This window comes from Wolbachia endosymbiont of Muscidifurax uniraptor (assembly GCF_054149795.1).
In genome coordinates, this window is sequence record NZ_CP083727.1 from 761689 (window position 1) to 781535 (window position 19847).

Here is a 19847-nt window from a genome sequence, read left to right on the forward strand (position 1 = left end):
CTGCTAGATATGTATCTGCCAATCGATTAGGCTTATAACCCCAATAAATAGCCAACTCTCCTTTTTGCATGTTTTTCTTCCTGTGAATTTTTTTATAGGTTAGGAGACTTCTATTAAACTAAACCAATGCACACCTTATGTCTCGTTTAAGAAAGCTATCTAGTTCACACAAATTCTCCCTAATAAATATACAAGATTTGAAGAAATTATGTCCAAAAAATCTTTGCCTAAATCATCATATTATGTATAACATGGCTTATTTAATATGTTATGGAGATTTATCCAAGTCATAAATTCTGGGAGAGCGACTTAGAAGTTCCTGTTAACCTTTTATTAGATCGTTTTCAGGATTCTAATATACGTCAGTCTTGGTTAGATTCCCTTTCTGGTAAACAACTGAGCATTATTTTTCAGCATTGCTTTAAAAATCATTTAAATGGACAACTTTTTCAAGACGGAGACTACGATGATAGATCCACTCAACAAAAACGTAAGATACTTGCCAGTTACTCTGACTCTCTTTTTAACTATTATCTCATTAGCCACTTTGATCGTACAAAACTTGAGGCTACAGTCAGTGAAGTAGCAAGATTTGCTCTGACTGAGAAGTTAATGAGATCGTATCTGATAAAAAATAATACCAAGTATGATAAAAGATCCTTGTTGTTTTTACTATTTCACATAAATTGTGAATTTCTAAAATCTGTCTATCATTTTGATAAAGTACAAAAGAAAGGTTTCATATCATTTGCTCTACAGAAATCACCAAGACAAATAAACACTTCATTTAAAGAGTTTATGTCACAAGAAGCTGTAGAGCAGATACTTAAGGATGATGACCAGTTGCAGGGTTTTTTCCATCATCAAGATCGAATATATATGTTTGTACGTCGAGGAAGTGACATGGATTTACTGCTTAATTCAAACAAAGTTGTTCATGGTCATAAACCTGAGTGGATGATTTTAGATTTCTCTCTTGATGGCACTCAGGTTAATCTCTGTGCTAAAAATACTAATAAAGCTGTGGAAATAGCAAATAGCATTGTAAGTGGGTATTTTGACTGCGAATGTACTTTTGTAAATATACAAGATAAGAACTTTCCACTACAAGTGCACAAATTTCTTCAAGCATGTATAGAGGGTTCTGATCCTAATATTTGTATATTTGAGTTAAATTTTAAGTCAGATTATTTTAAGAATAGTAATACATATCTTACTTTAAGTGTAAAGCCGTATGATTCTATTGCACCAGAGTTACATATTTTAAAGCCATCTATTGGCAATATACTACAATCTATTCAATCAGCTAAAGTAATGTTCCAAAACAAAAAGGTAACATTTTCTTTCAAAATAAGTGGGGAAGTTTATTATTCAGAGCATCCACTCAATAAAAAAGAAAGAGAGGACCTGAAGAAACATATGGAACAATCTTATGGTCTTAAAATTCTTTCACGAGCAAATTGCTGATCTTTTAAGTTCAAATAGTTCTTGGGTTAATCCAAGTCAAAATCACATTAAAGCAGCAAGATACTTATTTGATCTTGGATGGATACAAATGCAAGAAAGGTATTATATTGTTTGCTCTTGTGAAGAAGATTATCTTGATTGGCCAAATGTAATTGATCCAAGTTGTAGCAATGAGATTTTCATTGATCCAGACTTTGATGAAGCATGTGATGACGCTATTTGTGAAAACTGTTCTCGTCATATTCTGCCTAATACTTATCAAAAACAGAGATTTCATCTCTTATCCATATACTTAAATATAGAGAAAATCATAGACTGGTTTGAAACCGAGTTGAATGATTCAAGACTTATGTGGGAAAAAGTGGAAAAAGGAGTTTATTATGTTTGTAATCAAGGTCGTACTGTAAGCCTAATAATCCTTGATTTTTGTACTGATGCAATATTTCTAACTATAGATAAACTTAGAGTCCATCCAACAGTTCTCATTACTCTAAAAAAAGATATACCGAATCTATTATTGAGCCTATATGTAGTGCGAATGGTAGAACTTTTTTGTCAGCTTAAGACTTTAACTGAGATATTTCAAGAAGCAGCTAAAAGAGGAGTACCAGAGGTAGTAGAAAATACTTCTTTGCAAGTTTTACCAGCTTCATATATTTCGCTTAAACGTGTTGAACCAATTATACCAACAAAGCTTTTGGAGTTACAGGTAGTTAAAGGTATGGTATATGTTAATAGCGTTGAAGTTATAAATAAAAAAGCTGTGTCATGTCTTAATATTTTTCGAATATTGTTCAAGCAATTTTTACATGACTGTGAAAAAGAATTACCACCTGAAAAACATACACTTCTCAATATTAATCAGTTAGAAAAACTCTTGGGACTTAGTTTAGAAGCAGATTTAGAACATCAAATCAGAAAACCATTAAATAAAATGCAAAGAACAATCAAAACTACACTTGCTGAGAGATTAGGATTAAGTATTGAACGTGATGATGTGATACAAACCCTTGGTTGGCAAAGATCATCACATGGTTATCGGATTAACCCTTTTACTTTGACTATAAAAAAATAGAATTTCCTGATTTTAAAAATTTTCAGCTCCATGAGTAAATTTTCCAACTCCACGTGCAAATGGTCCTGTTTTTACATCAAGCCATTTATCTTCTTTTGAACCATTAGCCATTCCTTTAACTATTTGCTTTGCTTGTAAAAGCTCTTGAACTATACGCTCTAGTCTATCCCTTCCCATACTATGAAAAACTTCAGGCAGTCTATGTCGTTGTTTATGTATTCCTGCACTTCCTGTGTGAGTAAATGGATGTCCTGAAATAGCAGCTCGCGCAATTGAATCAATAAGATATATTTTAAGATCCTTATCACTAGTATTTTGAGCTTTTAATTGTTCAGTGATGTCTTCTAATAGCCCTGTTTCTTCATTTCTCAGATAAGTACGTACAGTACGATCAGCCAGGCCATTTGCCTTAACAACAGCTCCATAAAATAGTGCATTTTGTCTTGGGATTTTTCCAATTGACCTAAAAATCATTGGTTTAGTTATATCCTCAACAGGCCAAAAAGCAAAAGAACACCTGACTCCATTTACGAGAGCAGAAGTGCCTCGAATAGCATCTCGTGCTTGCTCTACGGTTGATATAGGTTTTTCTCCCTTTAATTTCCTCATATGATGTGCAGTAATGATTGAAGCCCCAGTGCTGCACGCTAAATCAGATAACAAACACATGAGATAATCCCCTACTGCTGGATCAGCATTTAAATCTGCATGAATGAAAGAAGCAAGGGGATCAAATATAATGAGCTTTAAATCCTTTATTCTTCTCAGCTGCTTCATTACCGACTCAAATTCTGGAGAGATTTCTACAACTTTACCGCGAACGTTCTTAAGTATGGTAAGAGATCCTCCGATGTTTGGTAATGGTACAATAAATAGCCTACCTTTATATTTCAATCTCTCGCATTTTGGATCAAGTCGTTCTAAGCGACGATGTATTTCATTTGTATCATCCTCCGCAGAAAATACCACCACAGATCCATGTTCAGTAACAAGTGGACCAAATCCGCATACCTGATCTATGCTACCTGCAACCTTGAGGGCTAGGTCAAGAAGTAGCATACCTTTGCCTGTATCTCCCATTGCAGCCAAAATGGAGGTTACACCCAAAGGAAATAATCCTTCAACCAAGAATCTTTGCTTTGGTACTGGGCCTACAAAACGCTCTACGCTCCAGCTAAAAATATCAAGTGGTGGTTTAATAATTATTTTTCTTGAGTTTTTTTCGATAAATTCTTCAATATTTATTCCCTCTAACACACAATCAGCAGCATCCCAACTCTTTGGTTTATTCGGTGGAATCTTAAGCGTAGCAAGTGATGCAACACCAAGTTCTAAAAGTCTCTTTTCAGCGTTTTTGGTATATTTATTACCTGCTTCATCGTTGTCTGGCCAAATAATAATATGCTTGCCCTTAAGCGGAGTCCAATCTGTTTTATCAATAGGCGCATTTGCTCCAAACGTTGCTGTTGTTGCAGTTATTCCTTTCTCTATAAGTGCTTCTGCGCATTTTTCTCCTTCAACCAGAACAACCTTATCAGATTTTAAAATACCTGGAATGTTGTAGAGTGGCCTTATTTCTGGCTCTTTGAATCTTTGTTTTTTAACATCAAATGGTTTAAACTGTTTTTTCTCTAAAGGAGGATCATAACGGTAGACTATTACAATCAATTGGTTATTTTCATCGTAGTAGTTCCAACTACAAGTTAAGTATTGTTCTCAATTTCTCTGTTCTTTGAAGTTGGTTTTTCCAAGCCATTCACTTATTGAGAGCATTACTTCAGGAAACTCTATTCTCGCATTCTTCCCGTGTACCGTTGCCCAAAGATCAATAATGTCACCACCTTCTCCAGTTGCAAAATCTTTCCATAATCCGGCTCTTTCGCCTGTTAACTCTATTACAGTACTTTTGCCCCTGTTACCCTGTACATCACCTACATAAAACTTATCACCACGAAATGTCCCTCTTGGTAAAAGATGAAAAAGACAAGATCTGATGTTTTGCAAAAGCTGAGTTTTTAGCTCTAGCATAGTGTCGGTTTTTGTGGATAAATTAAGCCGTAGCTATAACTTTAGAGTTCTGCCAACGCCCATTTACTCTGCTAATGAATTTTGCTGGTATTGATTTACCGTTTCTTAGCTCATATACTACTTGCAAGACATTTGCACGTTTATTTGGTTGAAACATTACCATACCAGATGTATAAAAACTTCTTAAAGCATTAGCACCAATTAAAGCTTGAAAAGGACTTTTTGCGAGTGTAGCTGTGGATACTTTTCTGGTATGACGTGTAATAATGATTCCAGCCATAGGATTAATTACAGAACGTAGTTTTTCTACTCTGCTTTGCAGGCCAGAAAACATATTTTCATAGTCAAGAGAATCCAAAACGATAAGATCTATCGTTTTAAATTTTTCTCCTATTATATCTTTTATTCTCTCTATACCTTCATCATTTAAAGTTAATCTCATCTTTGTAGTAACAATCAAGTTTTCCTCTGCTAGATTTGGCAGCCTTTGATTAGTTATGATTTGTTGTATGCGTTCCCTGATATAATTGTACTCCATCTCATTTTGCAGATAGATTATTTTTAGTGGCCTTGCTGACTTCATCTTAAGAAACGACACTCCTGCTGCAAGATGTGCAAGCAAAGAGAGAAGAAAATAACTTTTGCCAACCTTTGGCGTACCACCAATGACTAAAAGACCACCTGGAGTGAGAATTCGTGGAGCTATTATATCTTCTGGTATTGGTGATTGATCACTTAAGTACTGCTTTACAGAAAATATTTTTTCTTCTCTTTTCCGCCCTTTTTTTTCTCCACTCTTTGATTTTTTATTGAGCCACTTTCTAGCAGAATATATATCACCCTTAATTAAAATCCAAAGATCAATAATATCACCACCAGTTCCTTCAGTAAAATTACGCCAATCACCAGCTTCCTTACCTACTATTTTAACTGTAATTGTATTTCCATTTAAGTCTCCAATATAAGTTTTTTCTCGGTAAAACTCACCATTTGGAAGTAGGTAAGAAACACACTCCTTGATATTATCAATCAATAACATCTTTAACTCTTTTTGCTTTTTAGACATAAAATTCCCATACATATTTTTCATACGTGTAAAGTTGAGATTAGCTAGCTCACAAACAGTTTCAAAAGATTTTGAATTCAGCCAATTAATTGCTTCTTCTCTTAGCTTTGGGTTTTTTCCTACTGCGTCCTGAATACCTCTAGTAACGACAGCAGACCAAAGCTTTTCCTCGTCGTACTTCAAAATGGTACTCTGTCAATTTCATAATTTTTGCGGTATTCTGGAGTAACTACCGAGGCAATTTTGTTCTTCTCTCCATATTCATCAGTTATAACACTTACCTTTACTGTAAACTCTAAGCCATTTAATTCTGCAACTGAATTTAACTTACGAGCAAGGATTGCATTTTCTGAGTTATCATGTGGATGAATGTCACGTGCCGATTCCAAGATACTGCGAAGCATAGAACGACCCATTTCTCCCCAAGTATCTTCTGCTTTACTACTTTTAATACCAATTATTTGATAAATTTTGTGCTTTGCGTATGGGCCTTCAATAACGGTAAATTCTGTATTTAAATAAATGCTACCGGTAGTGGGGCTTTTAGTAAACCAATGCTCATAACCTCCAGGCTTGATTGTCATTTTTACCTTTACTATTGTACCTTTTGGTATCAATCTACTTTGCGGTTTTACAGTGTTAAAATCAGTTAATAGGTTTTGTAACATATATCACTCTCCATGTTTAAATTTTAAAACTTGCTTTTAATCTTTGTAAGCAGCTTGCCTAAATGCGGTTCTTCAACCATACTCAGGCGTCCACTGCGGTCTTTAGCTGGGTATCCCCAAGGGTTTAAAGTGTGGCAAACAAAAGAGCGTTTCTCCGTTCCATCATCTCTCTTGATTCCAACCATACTGATTACTTCATCAACTATTCCAGGAATCTCACTAGCAGTTTTAGTCCCTTCGCATTGAGGTAGCCAAATTGGACGATTGAAATCATCGAGATATTGACCTAAAGTGCCAACTATGATGATGTCTTTGTCTCTGATGTGTTGAAATTGATTGAGCCAAGCCATCATTTCCTGAGCAAGTAATCCATATGCAGCTCTCATGTCCTGTTTTCCCGATCTCTCAGAAAAAGCCTCAGGTTGCATTTTTGCCCATAATAGACATAAACGTGAAGCAACGGTTATACTATCTACAAAGATGCATCGGTATTTAGAAAACTCAGGGAAAAGATCTTTGTACTTACCAGATACATGTTCATGGTGTCTTTGGCTATATGCTTGATCATACTTCAGCGCAGGATTAGGCCCCCCTATAAGACAAGCAATATCTCTAGCTTCATTCCAAGTGCGAAGACTAATTGAATCTCCTTGCCAATCTTGAACAGCAAGAAGCCCTGCTTCAAAATCAAGGCAAAGTGTTGGTTCATCTACGGTCTTTAGGAGACTTGTTTTACCAATACCATAAGGACCAAAGATGACCATTTTTACAGTTGATATTGTTTGCAATCTTTCATTATTATTCAAAATTTTAAGAACCATTATTTATCCATGCTACGATGTATATATATACAAGAAAGGCAAAAATTTTGTTCAATTTTTCTTTTTGCCTTCGTAGTAAATAGGAGAAAGTTTGGCACGTATCTTCTTGATAATATTGTTTAAAGTGGTTCTTGAAACGTTGTTCATTTTGGCAACTTCATGTAAGTTAAAAAATTTAAGTTGCTCACATATATTTTGCCATTCCTTTGGTAAAACCGAGATCATATAGTCTACATCAATGCGTTTTGTTATTTCACCCTCAAGTAGCTCTGTTACATCGATACTAATATAGTTATTGATATCGCGTTTTGCACATCGCTGTTTCTTTAACAGGTTAATAGCTTTATTTTCAGTTAATCTTGCTACAAAGGTGTTAAAGCTACTTTTATCTTCATCATACTGATCAAGGCATGGCCAAATTTCACAGAAGAGTTCTTGTTCAAGGTCTTCGTTATTCTCATCAATAAAGCACTTAGCAAGTTTTAGTCTATAGGCTTGGTATTTTACGTTTTTAACAATTATAGCTATATTTTTTAATTTCATGGTTTTCCCTAAAACAAATTAATGCTTTAAGGATGGAAGTTATTAATGCCCTTATGTAGGACAGGAGCAAAAATAAATAATACTGATGCAATTTTTAATCTATTGATATTCTATTGTTTTTTTTTGAGAATAATACTGATGCAATTTAAAATAATACAGTTCAGGTTTTTGGAACCTATTTTGAATGGATTTCAATATTTTTAAGAATGGGTAGCTCAGGCTTCCTAAAGTTATATTAAAAACATATAAGAATTTCATATTTTGAAATTCAATATCACCTAAAGAGCTAAAAATGTGGATTTCGCTATTAAAAGAATAGCTTAAATTTTTAAGAGGAAAATAGTTGAAAAGTATGCTCTCTATAACCTTAAGTTCCGTTCCTAATTACTGGCTTCCTAAATCAGGAATTAGGAAGCAGGAATCTAGAATTAGCCTGTATGGCAGGTTTTCACCATGCGTTCCTAAAACCGTTCCTAGGAACGGCATATCTGAAGTCCGCCAATATGGAGGATTCTAGCTTCCTGAAACCCTTATATATAATATATATATATAATACATATATAAAAATATACACATATATAAAAACATATAAAATATAAGAGTAGAATAATAAAAACCCCTAAAAGTAGAGAAACCCGTTTGAAAGGTCTTCAAATTCAAGAATTATAAAAAAAATTCCTAAAAATTTGAAGATTTTTTGGACGAAAATTTTTCAAATCTTGTATATATATGTACACAACAATTGAAAGGCTTGGTAAACAAACTGGCTGTAAAAGAGCTTTTATGTTAGTTGTTAAATTTCGAAAATTAAAGATTTTTTGGACGTAATTTTTTCAAATCTTGTATATATATGTACTCGGCAATTGAAAGGAAATGCTCACCCTAGATCTTGGCAAACAAACCGGCTGGACTATTTTAAATGATGGAATAGTGCAAAGTGGAAGTAAGAGTTTTCATGTTAGCAGGTTTAGTGGTGGTGGAATGCAGTTTTTAAATTTTCGTAATTGGCTTAATTCACTTAAGTATAAATTTCCAGGCATTGAAGTTGTATACTTTGAAGAAGTGAGAAGACACTTGGGAACTGATGCTGCACATATCTATGGAGGGTTTTTAGCACACCTTTCTGCTTGGTATGAAGAAAGTAATATTCCCTATCAAGGTGTTTCGGTTAAGACTATTAAACGTTTTATAACTGGCAAGGGCAATGCAAGTAAAGCTGATGTAATTGAAGCAGTGCAGGAAAAGGGTTTTTGTCCAACAGATGATAATGAAGCAGATTCTTTAGCATTAATGTTCTATGTTATGAATTTTAGTAAAGATTTCAATACGTTGAAAATATCATAAAAAGTGGGTCCTTTTGGCCAGGCTGGCGGGTTTGGTGGTCCCGACCTCAGGCCTTCTTTAGCGTTAGACATATTTCAAATGTTAACTACTTACGAAATTATAGCTGAGCAGTGCTAAAAAGGAGAAAAAAAGGTGAGAATTACGCAAGCAGAGTGGGCAAGGGAAAAAGGGTTTTCGAGGCAATATGTCTGTTCTTTGGTAAAGAAAGGAATTGTTGAACTCAAAGATGGGCTCATTGACCGAGAACAAGCAAATGAAGCGGTGGCAGCAATAAGAGATCCAAGCCAGCCGCTGAGAAGAAAGGAGAGCGGAGAAAAGCTTTCCACGATGTTGCTAAAAACGCGAATAAAAAATGAAACGGAGCGTGGTAAACTTTTGGAAGCTAGAGTGAAAGCTGAAGTAGGCAAATTTGTGTCAATCGAAGAAGTAAAAAATGAAGCATTTAATGTAGCAAGGGTTGTCCGTAATAATTTACTTAATATTCCAAATAGAGTTTCAGCGCTGCTTGCATCACTGAGTGACACTGAAAAGATTCATATGGCGCTAACTGAAGAGATTACAAACTCATTACAAGAATTATCTAATACTAAATTTCAAATATAAAAAAGATTTTGAATATAAAATGGCTGATAACTTAAGTTTGGAGTTAATAAAGTGTCTCATCAATCAACCTGGATTAGATGTTAATGTTAGAGGATTAAATGGAAAGACACCACTACATTGTGCTATAGAATTTGATGAATTAAGCATGGTGGATTTGTTACTCACGAAGAAGAATATTAATCCTTTTGTGGAAGATAATGAAGGTAAAACATCTCTTGATTACGCCAAAGAAGGGAAAAAAGCAGAAATATTACAAGCGCTAATTAATAACAAGTACGGGTCAGAACAAGATAGCTTACTTCATTTAGCTGCAATGATAGGTGAAGTTAATGCAGTTAGATATTTGATAGGAAAAGGTATTGACGTTAATGTACAAAATGCTTTGCACCATACTCCATTACATCTAGCAGCAGGCATAGGACATGCAGAAGTTGTAAAGATTTTGATAAGAGAAGGAAATGCTGAAATCGAGGTTTTTGATGCACGAAATCAGACACCGATGCACTATGCAGTTAACAACAAAAAATTGGAGATAGTAAAGTTATTACTGGAGCTAGGAGCAGATGTAAATAGCGCACGTGTAGGACAAAACTCGATGAAATTATCACCTATTCATATAGCTGTAAGTAATACTAATTACGATGAAAGAGACTTATGTCTTGATATCCTCAAATGCTTAATAAAGGAGCCTAATGCTCAAGTGAATCTACAAGACTACGAAAATAAAACACCTCTACATTACGCTGAAAGACTTAAAACAATAGAGGTCTTACTAACGCGAGAAGATATAGATCCTCTGGTAAAAGACGATAGCGGCAAGACACCATTTGATTATGCTAAACCTGAGATAAAGAAGATCTTGATGAACAATAAGTATGGTCCTGAAAAGAACAGTCTACTCCATTTAGCTGCACAAAAAGGAGTTGTAGAGTCTATTTTAAAAGAAGAAATTGATATTGATATTTCAAATAATAAAGGTCTATCACCGATTTACCTTGCTGCAGAAAAAGGTCATTTACATGTGGTAAAGTTATTGCTGAAAAAAGGAGCAAACTATACACCTGTTTTGCACTTAGCAATCAAGTCAAATAATTTAGAATTACTTAAAGTTTTATTCAATGAAAAAAATGGAGCGTTACTCTGCAGAGATACCGTTGTTAATTTTCCAACCCTTCATAATAAATATATAGCACAGAGAGAAATAGCAGATAAAAGGATGAAAAAACATAATAATATTATCTGCATCTGTATTACAGTTAGCGCAGTAGCAATGGCAGCATATATAGGTTTAACGGTAACAGCAATAAGCAGTGCAATCATTTTTGCAACAATAACAGGGGTATTTGCGCTTGTTATAGCAATAATGATAAGTGAGATGAGCAAAAGATATATAGAAAAAGAGTTTCAGAAAAAGATGTTTATGGAACTGGAAGAGTGTAGTTCTACTGTTAATGATGTTGAAATAGAACCAATTATGAGTAGATGCAGACAATGATATACGCTAGAGCTTTTTCTGAAGGTTTAAGACCAGATCCCCAGCTTAAAGTATCAGAGGGCGAATGAGTATCGAGTTCTATCCCCAACTGCAGCATCAGAGCCAGGTAAATGGAGAACGGAAAGAACTCCTTATTTAAAAGAAATCATGGATTCACTTTCTCCGTCCTCACCAACAGAAAAAGTAGTATTCATGAAAGGAGCGCAGATTGGGGGAACAGAAGCTGGTAACAATTGGATTGGCTACATCATAGATCAGACTCCTGGTCCAATGCTGGTAGTACAGCCAACAGTTGAAATGGGAAAACGTTGGTCAAAAGGAAGATTTGCGCCGTTAATAGAGAGTACGCCATGTTTAAAGAGTAAAGTAAAAGACCCAAGGTCAAGAGACTCAGGCAATACTGTACAAAGTAAGGAATTTCCAGGTGGAATAGTAGTAATAACTGGAGCAAACAGCAGTGTAGGACTGAGATCTATGCCAGTAAAGTATCTCTTTCTTGATGAGATTGATGCGTATCCAGGAGATTCAGGAGGAGAAGGAGATCCAGTACTGCTTAGTATTGCTCGAACTAATACATTTGCAAGGCGAAAGATTTTTTTAGTATCAACACCAACGATTCATGGAATAAGCAGAATTGAGAAGGAATTTGAAGCAACAGATAAGAGATACTTTTTTGTTCCATGTCCGCATTGTAATTACTATCAAGTTTTAAAATGGTCACAAATAAAATGGGAAGATAAAAATCCAAATACAGCACACTATATATGTATAGAATGTGGTAAAAAGATAGAAAATCATCAAAAGACAGAGATGCTTGAACTTGGAGAATGGAGACCTACTAATAGAGTAAAAGGTGAGAAAAAAGGATTTCATCTTTCAAGTCTTTATAGCCCAGTTGGCTGGTATAGTTGGACTCAAGCAGTAGAGGATTTTCTCCATGCGAAAGAAAGTGAACAATTACTGAAAGTTTGGATAAATACTACGCTTGGAGAAACCTGGGTAGATAAAGGAGAAGTACCGGACTGGAAGCAATTATTTAACAGGAGAGAATTTTTTCAGATTGGCATAGTACCAAAAGGCGAAGTAGTTCTCACAGCAGGAGTAGATGTTCAAAAAGATCGCTTGGAAGTAGAAGTTGTAGCCTGGGGAAAAGGCAGAGAAAATTGGTCAATAGACTACCGAGTATTTGAAGGAGATACAGGAGGTAGGGAAGTATGGGGAAAACTCTCTGAGCTCTTAAATCATCATTTTATCGGTGAAAATGGGCTTGAGTATATGATAAGCATGATGGCAGTAGATGCAGGATATGCGACACAAGAAGTATACAATTGGGTGAGAAGTCATCAAGGCTGTGGAAGAGTAATGGCAGTCAAAGGTGTAAATAAAGCACTAGTACCACTTAGCAGCCCAAGTAGAGTAGATATAACAGTTGGTGGTCAAAAGCTGAAAAGAGGAATAAAGCTGTGGCCAGTAGGGGTATCGATATTAAAGTCAGAGCTTTTTCAGCTACTTAATATTTTAAAAAGCGGGGAAAAAGAGAAAGTGCCAGCAGGATATTGTCATTTTCCTGAGTATGCACCTGAATATTTTAAGCAGCTAACGGCAGAGCAATTAGTCAGAAAGTAGTGAAAGGATATACAAAACAAGAGTGGCAAAAGGTAAGAGAAAGAAATGAAGTACTAGATTGCCGAATTTACGCAAGAGCAGCATCTATTGCGCTTGGAATTGATCGTTGGCCAGAGAGTAAATGGAATAGTTTGAGTGGAAAAATGGAAAGCAAAAAGCCTAAAAAAGTAAGGCAAAGCCAATGGTTGAATGAGAAGAAATGTATAACGAAGAATATTTAATTCAAGTCGAAGAAGCGATAAAGAAACTACAAAATGGAGAGAGAGTAGTATCAATTGCATATGGTGACCATATTGTACGGTACGGGGAAGTTCAAATAAAGGATTTATTGGAGCTCAGGCAACGAATAAAAGCGGGGTTAAAAGTTGCGGGCATGAAGCCAAAGAGGAAAATTGTTTTTTCAACGAGTAAGGGGATTGACAAAATTATATAAAAGTGTTACAATTCGAAGTTGATATCTTGCAGTGAATAATATGGATCAAAATCAAGGGAGGATTAATGTTAATGTAAATTTTGAGGGGGAGTTTGCTCATTACCTTATAGAAATGGCGAAAGTTCAAAATAGACCTATAGAAGAGATTGTAAAAGATCTAGTAGAAGAAGAACTTGAAGTAAGTAAACTATCTGAAGGTGACGAAATGGATGAAGGAGAAATAGCTCTACTTGAACTTGCTGCTAAACGTAATGTTCCTGGAGCAAAAATAATTAGGCATGAAGATATCAAGTGGGAATAATTTACCAAATTGGTTATTTAGAAGGTGTAGATACCGAAGATCTTCCTTCTCTTCCGAAAACAATACGGTTAAGGGTGCAAAAAGCTATAGAAAAACGTCTCACAATTATTCCTGATAAAGTAGGTGAGGCTTTATCGCATAAATGGGCAGGCTACTTTAGGTTGCGTGTTGGCGATTATCGAGTCATATACTTAATAGATAACTCAGAGCACATGGTCAAGATTGCAGCAATAGGACATCGAAAAGAAATTTATAAACGTAGTCCAGAGTAATGACTCTCTACATACAATCTGTTAAACAAATTCTCTAGCAACTTGCTATAATTTTTCAATGTCAAATTGTGCAACAACTTGCTGCATAATTAAAGAGGCAAAATGTTATTAAAATCATTCAAGCAATTATTTAACAAACCAAAGATAAAAAGCTCTGCATGGGATGCAGCAGGGTCAGGAAGAAGATTTTTTCACTTTCAACCAGAGTCAGGAAGTATAAATAATTTGCTGTCTCAAAGCCTTGAAACTTTACGTAGTAGATCACGTGATATGGTGAGAAAAAATCCATATGCAGCAAATATCATTGATACAATAGTAAGTAACTCTATTGGAACAGGAATAAAACCACAATCAAAAGCAAGAGATGGAGAATTTCGAAAGAAAATACAAGAATTATGGCTAAAATGGACAGATGAAGCGGACAGTAATGGAGTAAGTGATTTTTATGGATTACAAGCTCTAGTATGCAGAAGTATGATAGAGGGAGGAGAATGTTTTGTACGTTTAAGAACGAGAAAGCTGGAAGATAGATTTTCTGTGCCATTACAACTGCAAGTACTTGAGTCTGAACATTTAGATAATAAAACAAATCAAACTTTAGGAAATGGTAATGTAATAAGAAACGGGATTGAGTTTAACAGGCTTGGGCAAAGAGAAGCTTTTTTCCTTTTTCGAGAACATCCAGGAGAAGGCTCATTTGGAGAATCAGTGAGAGTGCCAGCAAATGATGTTTTACATATTTATAGACCATTAAGACCTGGGCAAATTAGAGGGGAGCCATGGCTTTCTAATATACTGCTAAAGCTTTATGAGCTTGATCAATACGATGATGCAGAGCTGGTGAGAAAAAAGACAGCAGCAATGTTTGCAGGGTTTATTACAAGACTTGATCCTGAAGCAAATATTTTAGGTGAGGCGCAAGCAAATAAGCAAGGAGTAGCACTATCTGGCCTGGAACCTGGAACAATGCAGCTTTTAGACCCAGGAGAGGACATAAAATTTTCAGAGCCATTCAGATGTTGGAGGAAGTTATGAAGCATTCATGAGACAGCAACTGAGGGCAATAGCAATAGGTACAGGGATAACATATGAGCAGCTAACAGGAGATTTAACCGGTGTTAATTATTCATCAATCAGAGCAGGATTAATAGAGTTTCGTCGTAGATGCGCTATGCTGCAACATAACATTATGGTATTCCAATTTTGCAGACCAGTATGGAGTAGATGGCTAGAACTTGCCACTTTATCTGGAGAGCTTTCTACAACAGATAATCAAGTATTTAAAGAAGTAAAATGGATACCACAGGGATTTGATTGGGTGGATCCACTGAAAGACCAGCAAGCACAGCAAATGGCAGTAAGGAATGGATTTAAGAGTCGATCGGAAGTAGTATCAGAAATGGGTTACGATGTAGAAGAAATTGATCAAGAAATAGTAGAAGATCAAAAGCGAGCTAATTCTTTTAGACTTTGTTTCGATTCTGATGTTAATCATAAAAGGGGAGGAAGTGGTGTGGATAAATAAACCAGTAATGGTAGAGAGAAGAAGCTTTGAACTACTATCATTATATAACAGCAAACAACCTATCTTTAAGAACTTAAAGCATTTTCATATAAACCCAAAAGGAATAGCAATAATACGTATTTATGGAGTTTTGACAAAAAAAACAGAAGCTTTTGATCATATTTTAGATATGACTTCGTATGAAAATATTCATGAAGAGATAGAGAGCGCTTTAGAAGATAAAAGCATAGAGACGATTCTACTTGACATAGACAGTCCAGGAGGGGAAGTAAACGGTGTCTTTGACCTAGCTGATTTTATTTATGAATCAAGAACAAAAAAGAGAATTATTGCAATAGCAAATGATGATGCATATTCTGCTGCGTACGCTATAGCCTCTAGCGCTGAAAAGGTATTTGTGAGTAGAACTTCAGGAGTAGGAAGTATAGGAGTAATAGCAAGTCACATAGATCAAAGTAGGTTTGATGAAAGGCAAGGTATTAAGTATACCACAATCTTTGCTGGTAGTCGAAAGAATGATTTAAATCCGCATGAGCCAATGACGTCTGAAAGTCTGGAAAGCTTACAAAAAGAAGTAGACCGACTATATGAAATGTTTTTGCAGCTAATAGCAAGGAACAGAGGTCTTTCAATTGAAAAGATTCGATCAACAGAAGCAGGGCTATATTTTGGCGAGAAAGCAGTAGAAATAGGTGTTGCAGATGGAGTTACAACATTTTTTGAATTTATCAATAATCATAAAAGTAGGAGTGTTAGTATGACAACTAATGAGTTAACTGAGGAAGGCTACGAGAACTGTCGTAGAGAAATTTTAGAGATAATAAGATTATGTAATATATCAAAGATGCCAGAAAAGATAGGAGAATTTATAGAGCAAAGCGTGAGTGTTGAGCAAGCCAGGGAAGTTTTAATGGAATTACTTGCAGAGCGAACGAAAAAGACAGAGATACTGAGTGCAATACCACAGAATTCAGGAGAAGATTTAATGATACAGGTAGCAAGAAGTCGTAGGAGTTAAAGTATTTTTATAACCGCCGTATATAGCATTGATAAAAGCGGCGGTAAGCAGTTAAGGAGAGAAATTTATGAGTTGTATAAGTGAACAAAATAATCTAGGTGACTTATTAAAGTATGAGGCATCAAGTCTATATTCAAGAGACCAAATAACGGTAGCAAAGGGTCAAAATCTGAAGCTAGGGACAGTTGTTGGTCGTGATAAAGACAACATGATTAGGATAATAAATCCAACTGCCACAGATGGCACACAAACAGCAATAGGTGCAATAGTAAGTGATGTAAATGCGACAGAAAATGCCAAAGCAGTAATTATTACTCGTAGTGCAATGCTAGCTGATTATGCAGTTGTATGGCCAGCAAATATCACTGAAGAGCAGAAAAATGCAGCAATAAAGCAACTTGAAGGACGAGGGATCATCATCCGCAAAGGGGTCTAGTAAATAATAAAAAACATAAAGGGGAAAAAATGCAAAATCCATTTACAAATACAGCATTTAGCATGACGGCACTAACAAATGCGATGAATATATTGCCGATAAATTATGGACGTGTTGAAAATTTAAATTTGTTTCCAAGTAGGTCAGTAAGATTTAGACATATTACCATAGAAGAACACAACGGAGTATTAAGTTTACTACCAACGCAAGTTCCAGGAGCACCAGCAACAGTAGGAAAACGTGGTAAAAGAAAAGTAAGAACATTTACGATTCCACATATTCCTCACGATGATGTAGTGTTACCAGAAGAAGTACAAGGAATAAGAGCATTTGGATCAGAAAGTGAACTGAAAGCGCTGGCAGATGTAATAACTGATCATTTGCAGCTAATGAGAAACAAACATGCAATAACGTTGGAGCATTTGAGAATGGGAGCGCTGAAAGGAATAATTTTAGATGCTGATGGGTCAGAATTATTAAATCTGTACAACGAATTTGAAATAACACCAAAAGTAGTAAATTTTGCACTGGGAACAGCAACAACAGATGTAAAACGTAAGTGTCTGGAAGTATTGCGGCACATAGAAGATAATCTAAGTGGTGAATATATGACCGGGATTCATGCCTTGGTAAGTCCTGAGTTTTTTGATGCACTTACTTCTCATACTAAAGTGAAAGAAGCATATGAGAGATGGCAAGAAGGAGCAGCACTTCGAAATGACATGAGGTCAGGATTTACGTTCTGTGGAATAACATTTTAGGAATATAGAGGGCAAGCAACTGATCCTGAAGGAACCGTGAGAAGATTTATTGAGAAAGATACAGGGCACTGTTTTCCAGTAGGAACAGCGAGCACATTTACAACATATTTTGCACCAGCAGACTTTAATGAGACAGTAAATACTCTTGGACAGCCACTTTATGCAAAACAAGAGCCAAGAAGATTTGATAGAGGAACTGATTTGCATACGCAGTCAAATCCTCTGCCAATGTGCCATAGACCTGGCGTATTAGTAAAAATCGCTATAGCATAACATACTGGTAGAGTAACTACAAGGTGGTGAGGCACAGAAAGACTCTACCGGTATGCGCTTTCTTAGCATGTAAAGGTTAGTATATCAAAAAGAAATATGCAAGAGAATATTAAGCGATTATTGGAGGATTGTTTTAAGCATCTAGGAGTGGAAGCCATATATTGTAATAAAAATAAGGCGGACATTCGTAAAATAAAAGTGCTAATTAAACGTCCTGAGACTACGTACTCTCTAGGTGCAGATGGAGCATTAACTCAGCAAATTGCTTCTGTAGAAATACGTGATCAGGACGTTACTTCCTTTAGCATAGGCGATTATATCAAGATTGAAAAAAGGTTCTACAAGATTTTTGAACCACCGTTAAAAGATTCTTCGAGTGAAATATGGAAAATTGAGGCAATAGAAAGTGTTTGATTAGTAACAATATTAATGAAATAATCTCCAATGTTGAAAGAAAAGAGCAGAAAATAAAACTGGCAGCTATAAAAGCGTTAAACAAAACGGCACTATGGTTAAAAGCGCAAGCAGCTAAGGAAATCAGTGAGGAAAAGAAGGTAAAATTAAGTTTGATAAGAAAGAGATTAAGAATTTTTAAGGCGAAAACTAGCAGATTAGAAGTGTTAATTAGAGCAAATCTCTATGACATTAGAGCATCGACAATTGGCAAAATACAAAAAACAAGAAGAGGATCGAAAGTAGGAAAGCATGAGTTTATAGGAGGATTTGCAGCAGTTATGCCAAAAGGAAATAGCGGTATGTTTAAACGTGAAGGAAGGGCAGCATTGCCAATAAAGGAAGTTAAGTTGCCACTAGAACCTGAGGTTTCAAGGATAATAGGGAATCTTGTTAATTATGAAGTTGAAGAAGTCTTTACAAAGTTTTTTGAAAGTGAATTGAGCTATAAAGGATGAATTTGAAAGATTTACATGATAAAATTTGTACCACGCTGAAGAGAGAAATACCAGCAATTCAAACTTGTGAAATTTATCCATCGATAAGAAAAGAATTATTAGCGCCAGCGTTATTTGTAGAGCTTGTGAGTTTAGAATCGGGAAAAGATCCTGGAACAGAGGAATTAGCGCTGAAAGCAAGATTTGAAGCACGAATTGTGATTGATAGCACAATAGAAAATGCCCCTATTATTGTCAGAACATTAGCTGCTGAGGTTGCGAAAGTAGTAAATAAAAATACTTGGAACGTGAAAAATGTTTCACCAGGAGAATTTATATCAGGAGGAGGAGATGACTTTAGACCAGAGCTCGATGCATATTTAGTGTGGATGGTTGAATGGGTGCATACAATACACGTAGGGAGATCTATTTGGAAAGAAGGAAAATTTATGCCACACAAAATAGAAATCGGTGAAATAAATGTTAGAAAATAATTTTGCGATTTCGGAACTACAGAGGAAAATGGCCAACATTGTTCGTATAGGAGTTGTAAAAGAAATAGATTATGAAAAAGCAAAAGTAAGAGTTAAAATAGGAGAATTTTTAACAGATTGGTTGCCATGGATAACAAGCAAAGCAGGAAAAGATAGAAATTGGTCTCCGCCAGATATTGATGAACAGGTTATGGTATTTTCTCCTCTTGGTGAACTATCATTAGGAGTAGTATTAGGAGGAATATATCAGGAAAAATACTCTGCACCAGAGAATAAAAAAGAAATAAATAGTGTAAAGTTTCAAGATGGGACAAAGTTTACATATGATAAGGAAAAACATCATTTAGAGATTGAAGTAGTAGATAAAATAACACTGAAAGCTGGGGAATCGAGCATAGAGATGACGAAGAGCAAAATAAAACTGAAAGCAGATAGAATAAACCTTAATTAAATGAATAAGTCGATTGCACGAGTAGGAGATTATTGTGTAGAAGTAACACCGCATTTTTGCATTAGTGGGAGTGACAATGTTTTTGTAAATGATTTTCCAATTTGCAGGCAAGGAGATGGTTTTAGTGGGGGAAAGATAATGGCTCAAGGGTCGAAAGAAGTGTTTGCAAATGGGTTTAGTGTAGGAAGAGTAGGAGATATAGTTTCATGTGGGTTTAAAGTAATAAAAGGCAGTGAAGACGTGTTTGCAGGCTAAAA

The 19847-nt window shown here is 35.5% G+C and carries 19 protein-coding genes and 4 pseudogenes; 18 read left to right on the plus strand and 5 right to left on the minus strand.

The features are described from left to right. The first annotated feature begins 270 nt into the window (after nt 1–270). Both LA754_RS03905 and LA754_RS03910 read left to right on the plus strand, forming a co-directional pair. Entirely contained in the window at nt 271–1467 is a 1197-nt protein-coding gene (locus LA754_RS03905) for a hypothetical protein (RefSeq protein WP_077188243.1), read from the plus strand. Next, nucleotides 1433–2542: a hypothetical protein gene (locus LA754_RS03910; RefSeq protein ID WP_457923589.1), complete on the plus strand. Its 1110-nt coding sequence runs from the start codon at nt 1433–1435 to the stop codon at nt 2540–2542. The genes LA754_RS03905 and LA754_RS03910 overlap by 35 nt, the downstream gene beginning before the upstream one ends. A 12-nt stretch (nt 2543–2554) precedes the next feature. Here LA754_RS03910 and LA754_RS03915 read toward each other — a convergent pair. The 5 genes and pseudogenes from LA754_RS03915 to LA754_RS03935 form a co-directional block, all read right to left on the minus strand. Further along, nucleotides 2555–4570, minus strand: a pseudogene (locus LA754_RS03915) (AAA family ATPase). 22 nt (nt 4571–4592) lie between these two features. After that, complete coding sequence (locus LA754_RS03920; RefSeq protein WP_077188246.1) at nt 4593–5819, minus strand: AAA family ATPase; 1227 nt, start codon at nt 5817–5819, stop codon at nt 4593–4595. Beyond that, on the minus strand, nt 5816–6304 hold the full coding sequence (locus tag LA754_RS03925) for a hypothetical protein (protein WP_077188247.1): 489 nt from the start codon (nt 6302–6304) through the stop codon (nt 5816–5818). Before LA754_RS03925 ends, LA754_RS03920 begins: the two co-directional genes overlap by 4 nt. Nucleotides 6305–6327: 23 nt before the next feature. Then, nucleotides 6328–7125, minus strand: coding sequence for an ATP-binding protein (locus tag LA754_RS03930; protein WP_077188248.1), 798 nt, complete (start codon nt 7123–7125; stop codon nt 6328–6330). A 51-nt stretch (nt 7126–7176) separates the two neighbouring features. Continuing rightward, a complete protein-coding gene (locus LA754_RS03935) occupies nt 7177–7668 on the minus strand; it encodes an RNA polymerase sigma factor (RefSeq protein WP_077188249.1) in 492 nt (163 codons plus the stop codon). An 873-nt stretch (nt 7669–8541) separates the two neighbouring features. Here LA754_RS03935 and LA754_RS03940 point away from each other — a divergent pair. The 16 genes and pseudogenes from LA754_RS03940 to LA754_RS04015 all read left to right on the plus strand — a co-directional run bounded on the left by LA754_RS03940 (nt 8542) and on the right by LA754_RS04015 (nt 19845). Then, a complete protein-coding gene (locus tag LA754_RS03940; protein WP_457923590.1) occupies nt 8542–9012 on the plus strand; it encodes a Holliday junction resolvase in 471 nt (156 codons plus the stop codon). 132 nt (nt 9013–9144) lie between these two features. Further along, on the plus strand, nt 9145–9615 hold the full coding sequence (locus LA754_RS03945) for a hypothetical protein (RefSeq protein WP_077188251.1): 471 nt from the start codon (nt 9145–9147) through the stop codon (nt 9613–9615). A 19-nt stretch (nt 9616–9634) separates the two neighbouring features. Further along, nucleotides 9635–11110, plus strand: coding sequence for an ankyrin repeat domain-containing protein (locus LA754_RS03950; RefSeq protein WP_208571634.1), 1476 nt, complete (start codon nt 9635–9637; stop codon nt 11108–11110). Beyond that, a pseudogene (locus LA754_RS03955) lies at nt 11107–12957 on the plus strand (phage terminase large subunit family protein). Before LA754_RS03950 ends, LA754_RS03955 begins: the two are co-directional and overlap by 4 nt. After that, nucleotides 12936–13169 carry a hypothetical protein gene (locus LA754_RS03960; RefSeq protein WP_077188255.1) on the plus strand — a complete coding sequence of 78 codons (234 nt, stop codon included), beginning with the start codon at nt 12936–12938 and terminating at the stop codon, nt 13167–13169. Before LA754_RS03955 ends, LA754_RS03960 begins: the two are co-directional and overlap by 22 nt. 40 nt (nt 13170–13209) lie before the next feature. Further along, nucleotides 13210–13470 carry a hypothetical protein gene (locus LA754_RS03965; protein ID WP_077188256.1) on the plus strand — a complete coding sequence of 87 codons (261 nt, stop codon included), beginning with the start codon at nt 13210–13212 and terminating at the stop codon, nt 13468–13470. Further along, the gene (locus tag LA754_RS03970) at nt 13461–13742 is read left to right on the plus strand and encodes a type II toxin-antitoxin system RelE family toxin (protein WP_457923591.1); all 282 of its coding nucleotides are present in this window, start codon (nt 13461–13463) and stop codon (nt 13740–13742) included. Before LA754_RS03965 ends, LA754_RS03970 begins: the two co-directional genes overlap by 10 nt. A gap of 102 nt (nt 13743–13844) precedes the next feature. Continuing rightward, a pseudogene (locus LA754_RS03975) lies at nt 13845–15267 on the plus strand (phage portal protein). Continuing rightward, nucleotides 15227–16285, plus strand: a complete 1059-nt coding sequence (locus LA754_RS03980; protein WP_410530065.1) for a S49 family peptidase — start codon at nt 15227–15229, stop codon at nt 16283–16285. Before LA754_RS03975 ends, LA754_RS03980 begins: the two are co-directional and overlap by 41 nt. Before the next feature lie 67 nt (nt 16286–16352). Next, complete coding sequence (locus tag LA754_RS03985; RefSeq protein ID WP_077188257.1) at nt 16353–16721, plus strand: head decoration protein; 369 nt, start codon at nt 16353–16355, stop codon at nt 16719–16721. A 29-nt stretch (nt 16722–16750) separates the two neighbouring features. Beyond that, nucleotides 16751–17755: pseudogene (locus LA754_RS03990) on the plus strand (major capsid protein). 96 nt (nt 17756–17851) lie between these two features. After that, nucleotides 17852–18169 carry a head-tail joining protein gene (locus LA754_RS03995; protein WP_077188258.1) on the plus strand — a complete coding sequence of 106 codons (318 nt, stop codon included), beginning with the start codon at nt 17852–17854 and terminating at the stop codon, nt 18167–18169. After that, nucleotides 18166–18666, plus strand: coding sequence for a phage tail protein (locus LA754_RS04000; protein WP_410530066.1), 501 nt, complete (start codon nt 18166–18168; stop codon nt 18664–18666). Before LA754_RS03995 ends, LA754_RS04000 begins: the two co-directional genes overlap by 4 nt. Continuing rightward, nucleotides 18663–19139, plus strand: coding sequence for a hypothetical protein (locus tag LA754_RS04005; RefSeq protein ID WP_077188259.1), 477 nt, complete (start codon nt 18663–18665; stop codon nt 19137–19139). Before LA754_RS04000 ends, LA754_RS04005 begins: the two co-directional genes overlap by 4 nt. Beyond that, nucleotides 19126–19590, plus strand: coding sequence for a phage baseplate assembly protein V (locus LA754_RS04010; RefSeq protein WP_077188260.1), 465 nt, complete (start codon nt 19126–19128; stop codon nt 19588–19590). The genes LA754_RS04005 and LA754_RS04010 overlap by 14 nt, the downstream gene beginning before the upstream one ends. After that, nucleotides 19591–19845: a PAAR domain-containing protein gene (locus LA754_RS04015; protein ID WP_077188261.1), complete on the plus strand. Its 255-nt coding sequence runs from the start codon at nt 19591–19593 to the stop codon at nt 19843–19845. The last annotated feature ends 2 nt before the right edge of the window (nt 19846–19847 follow it).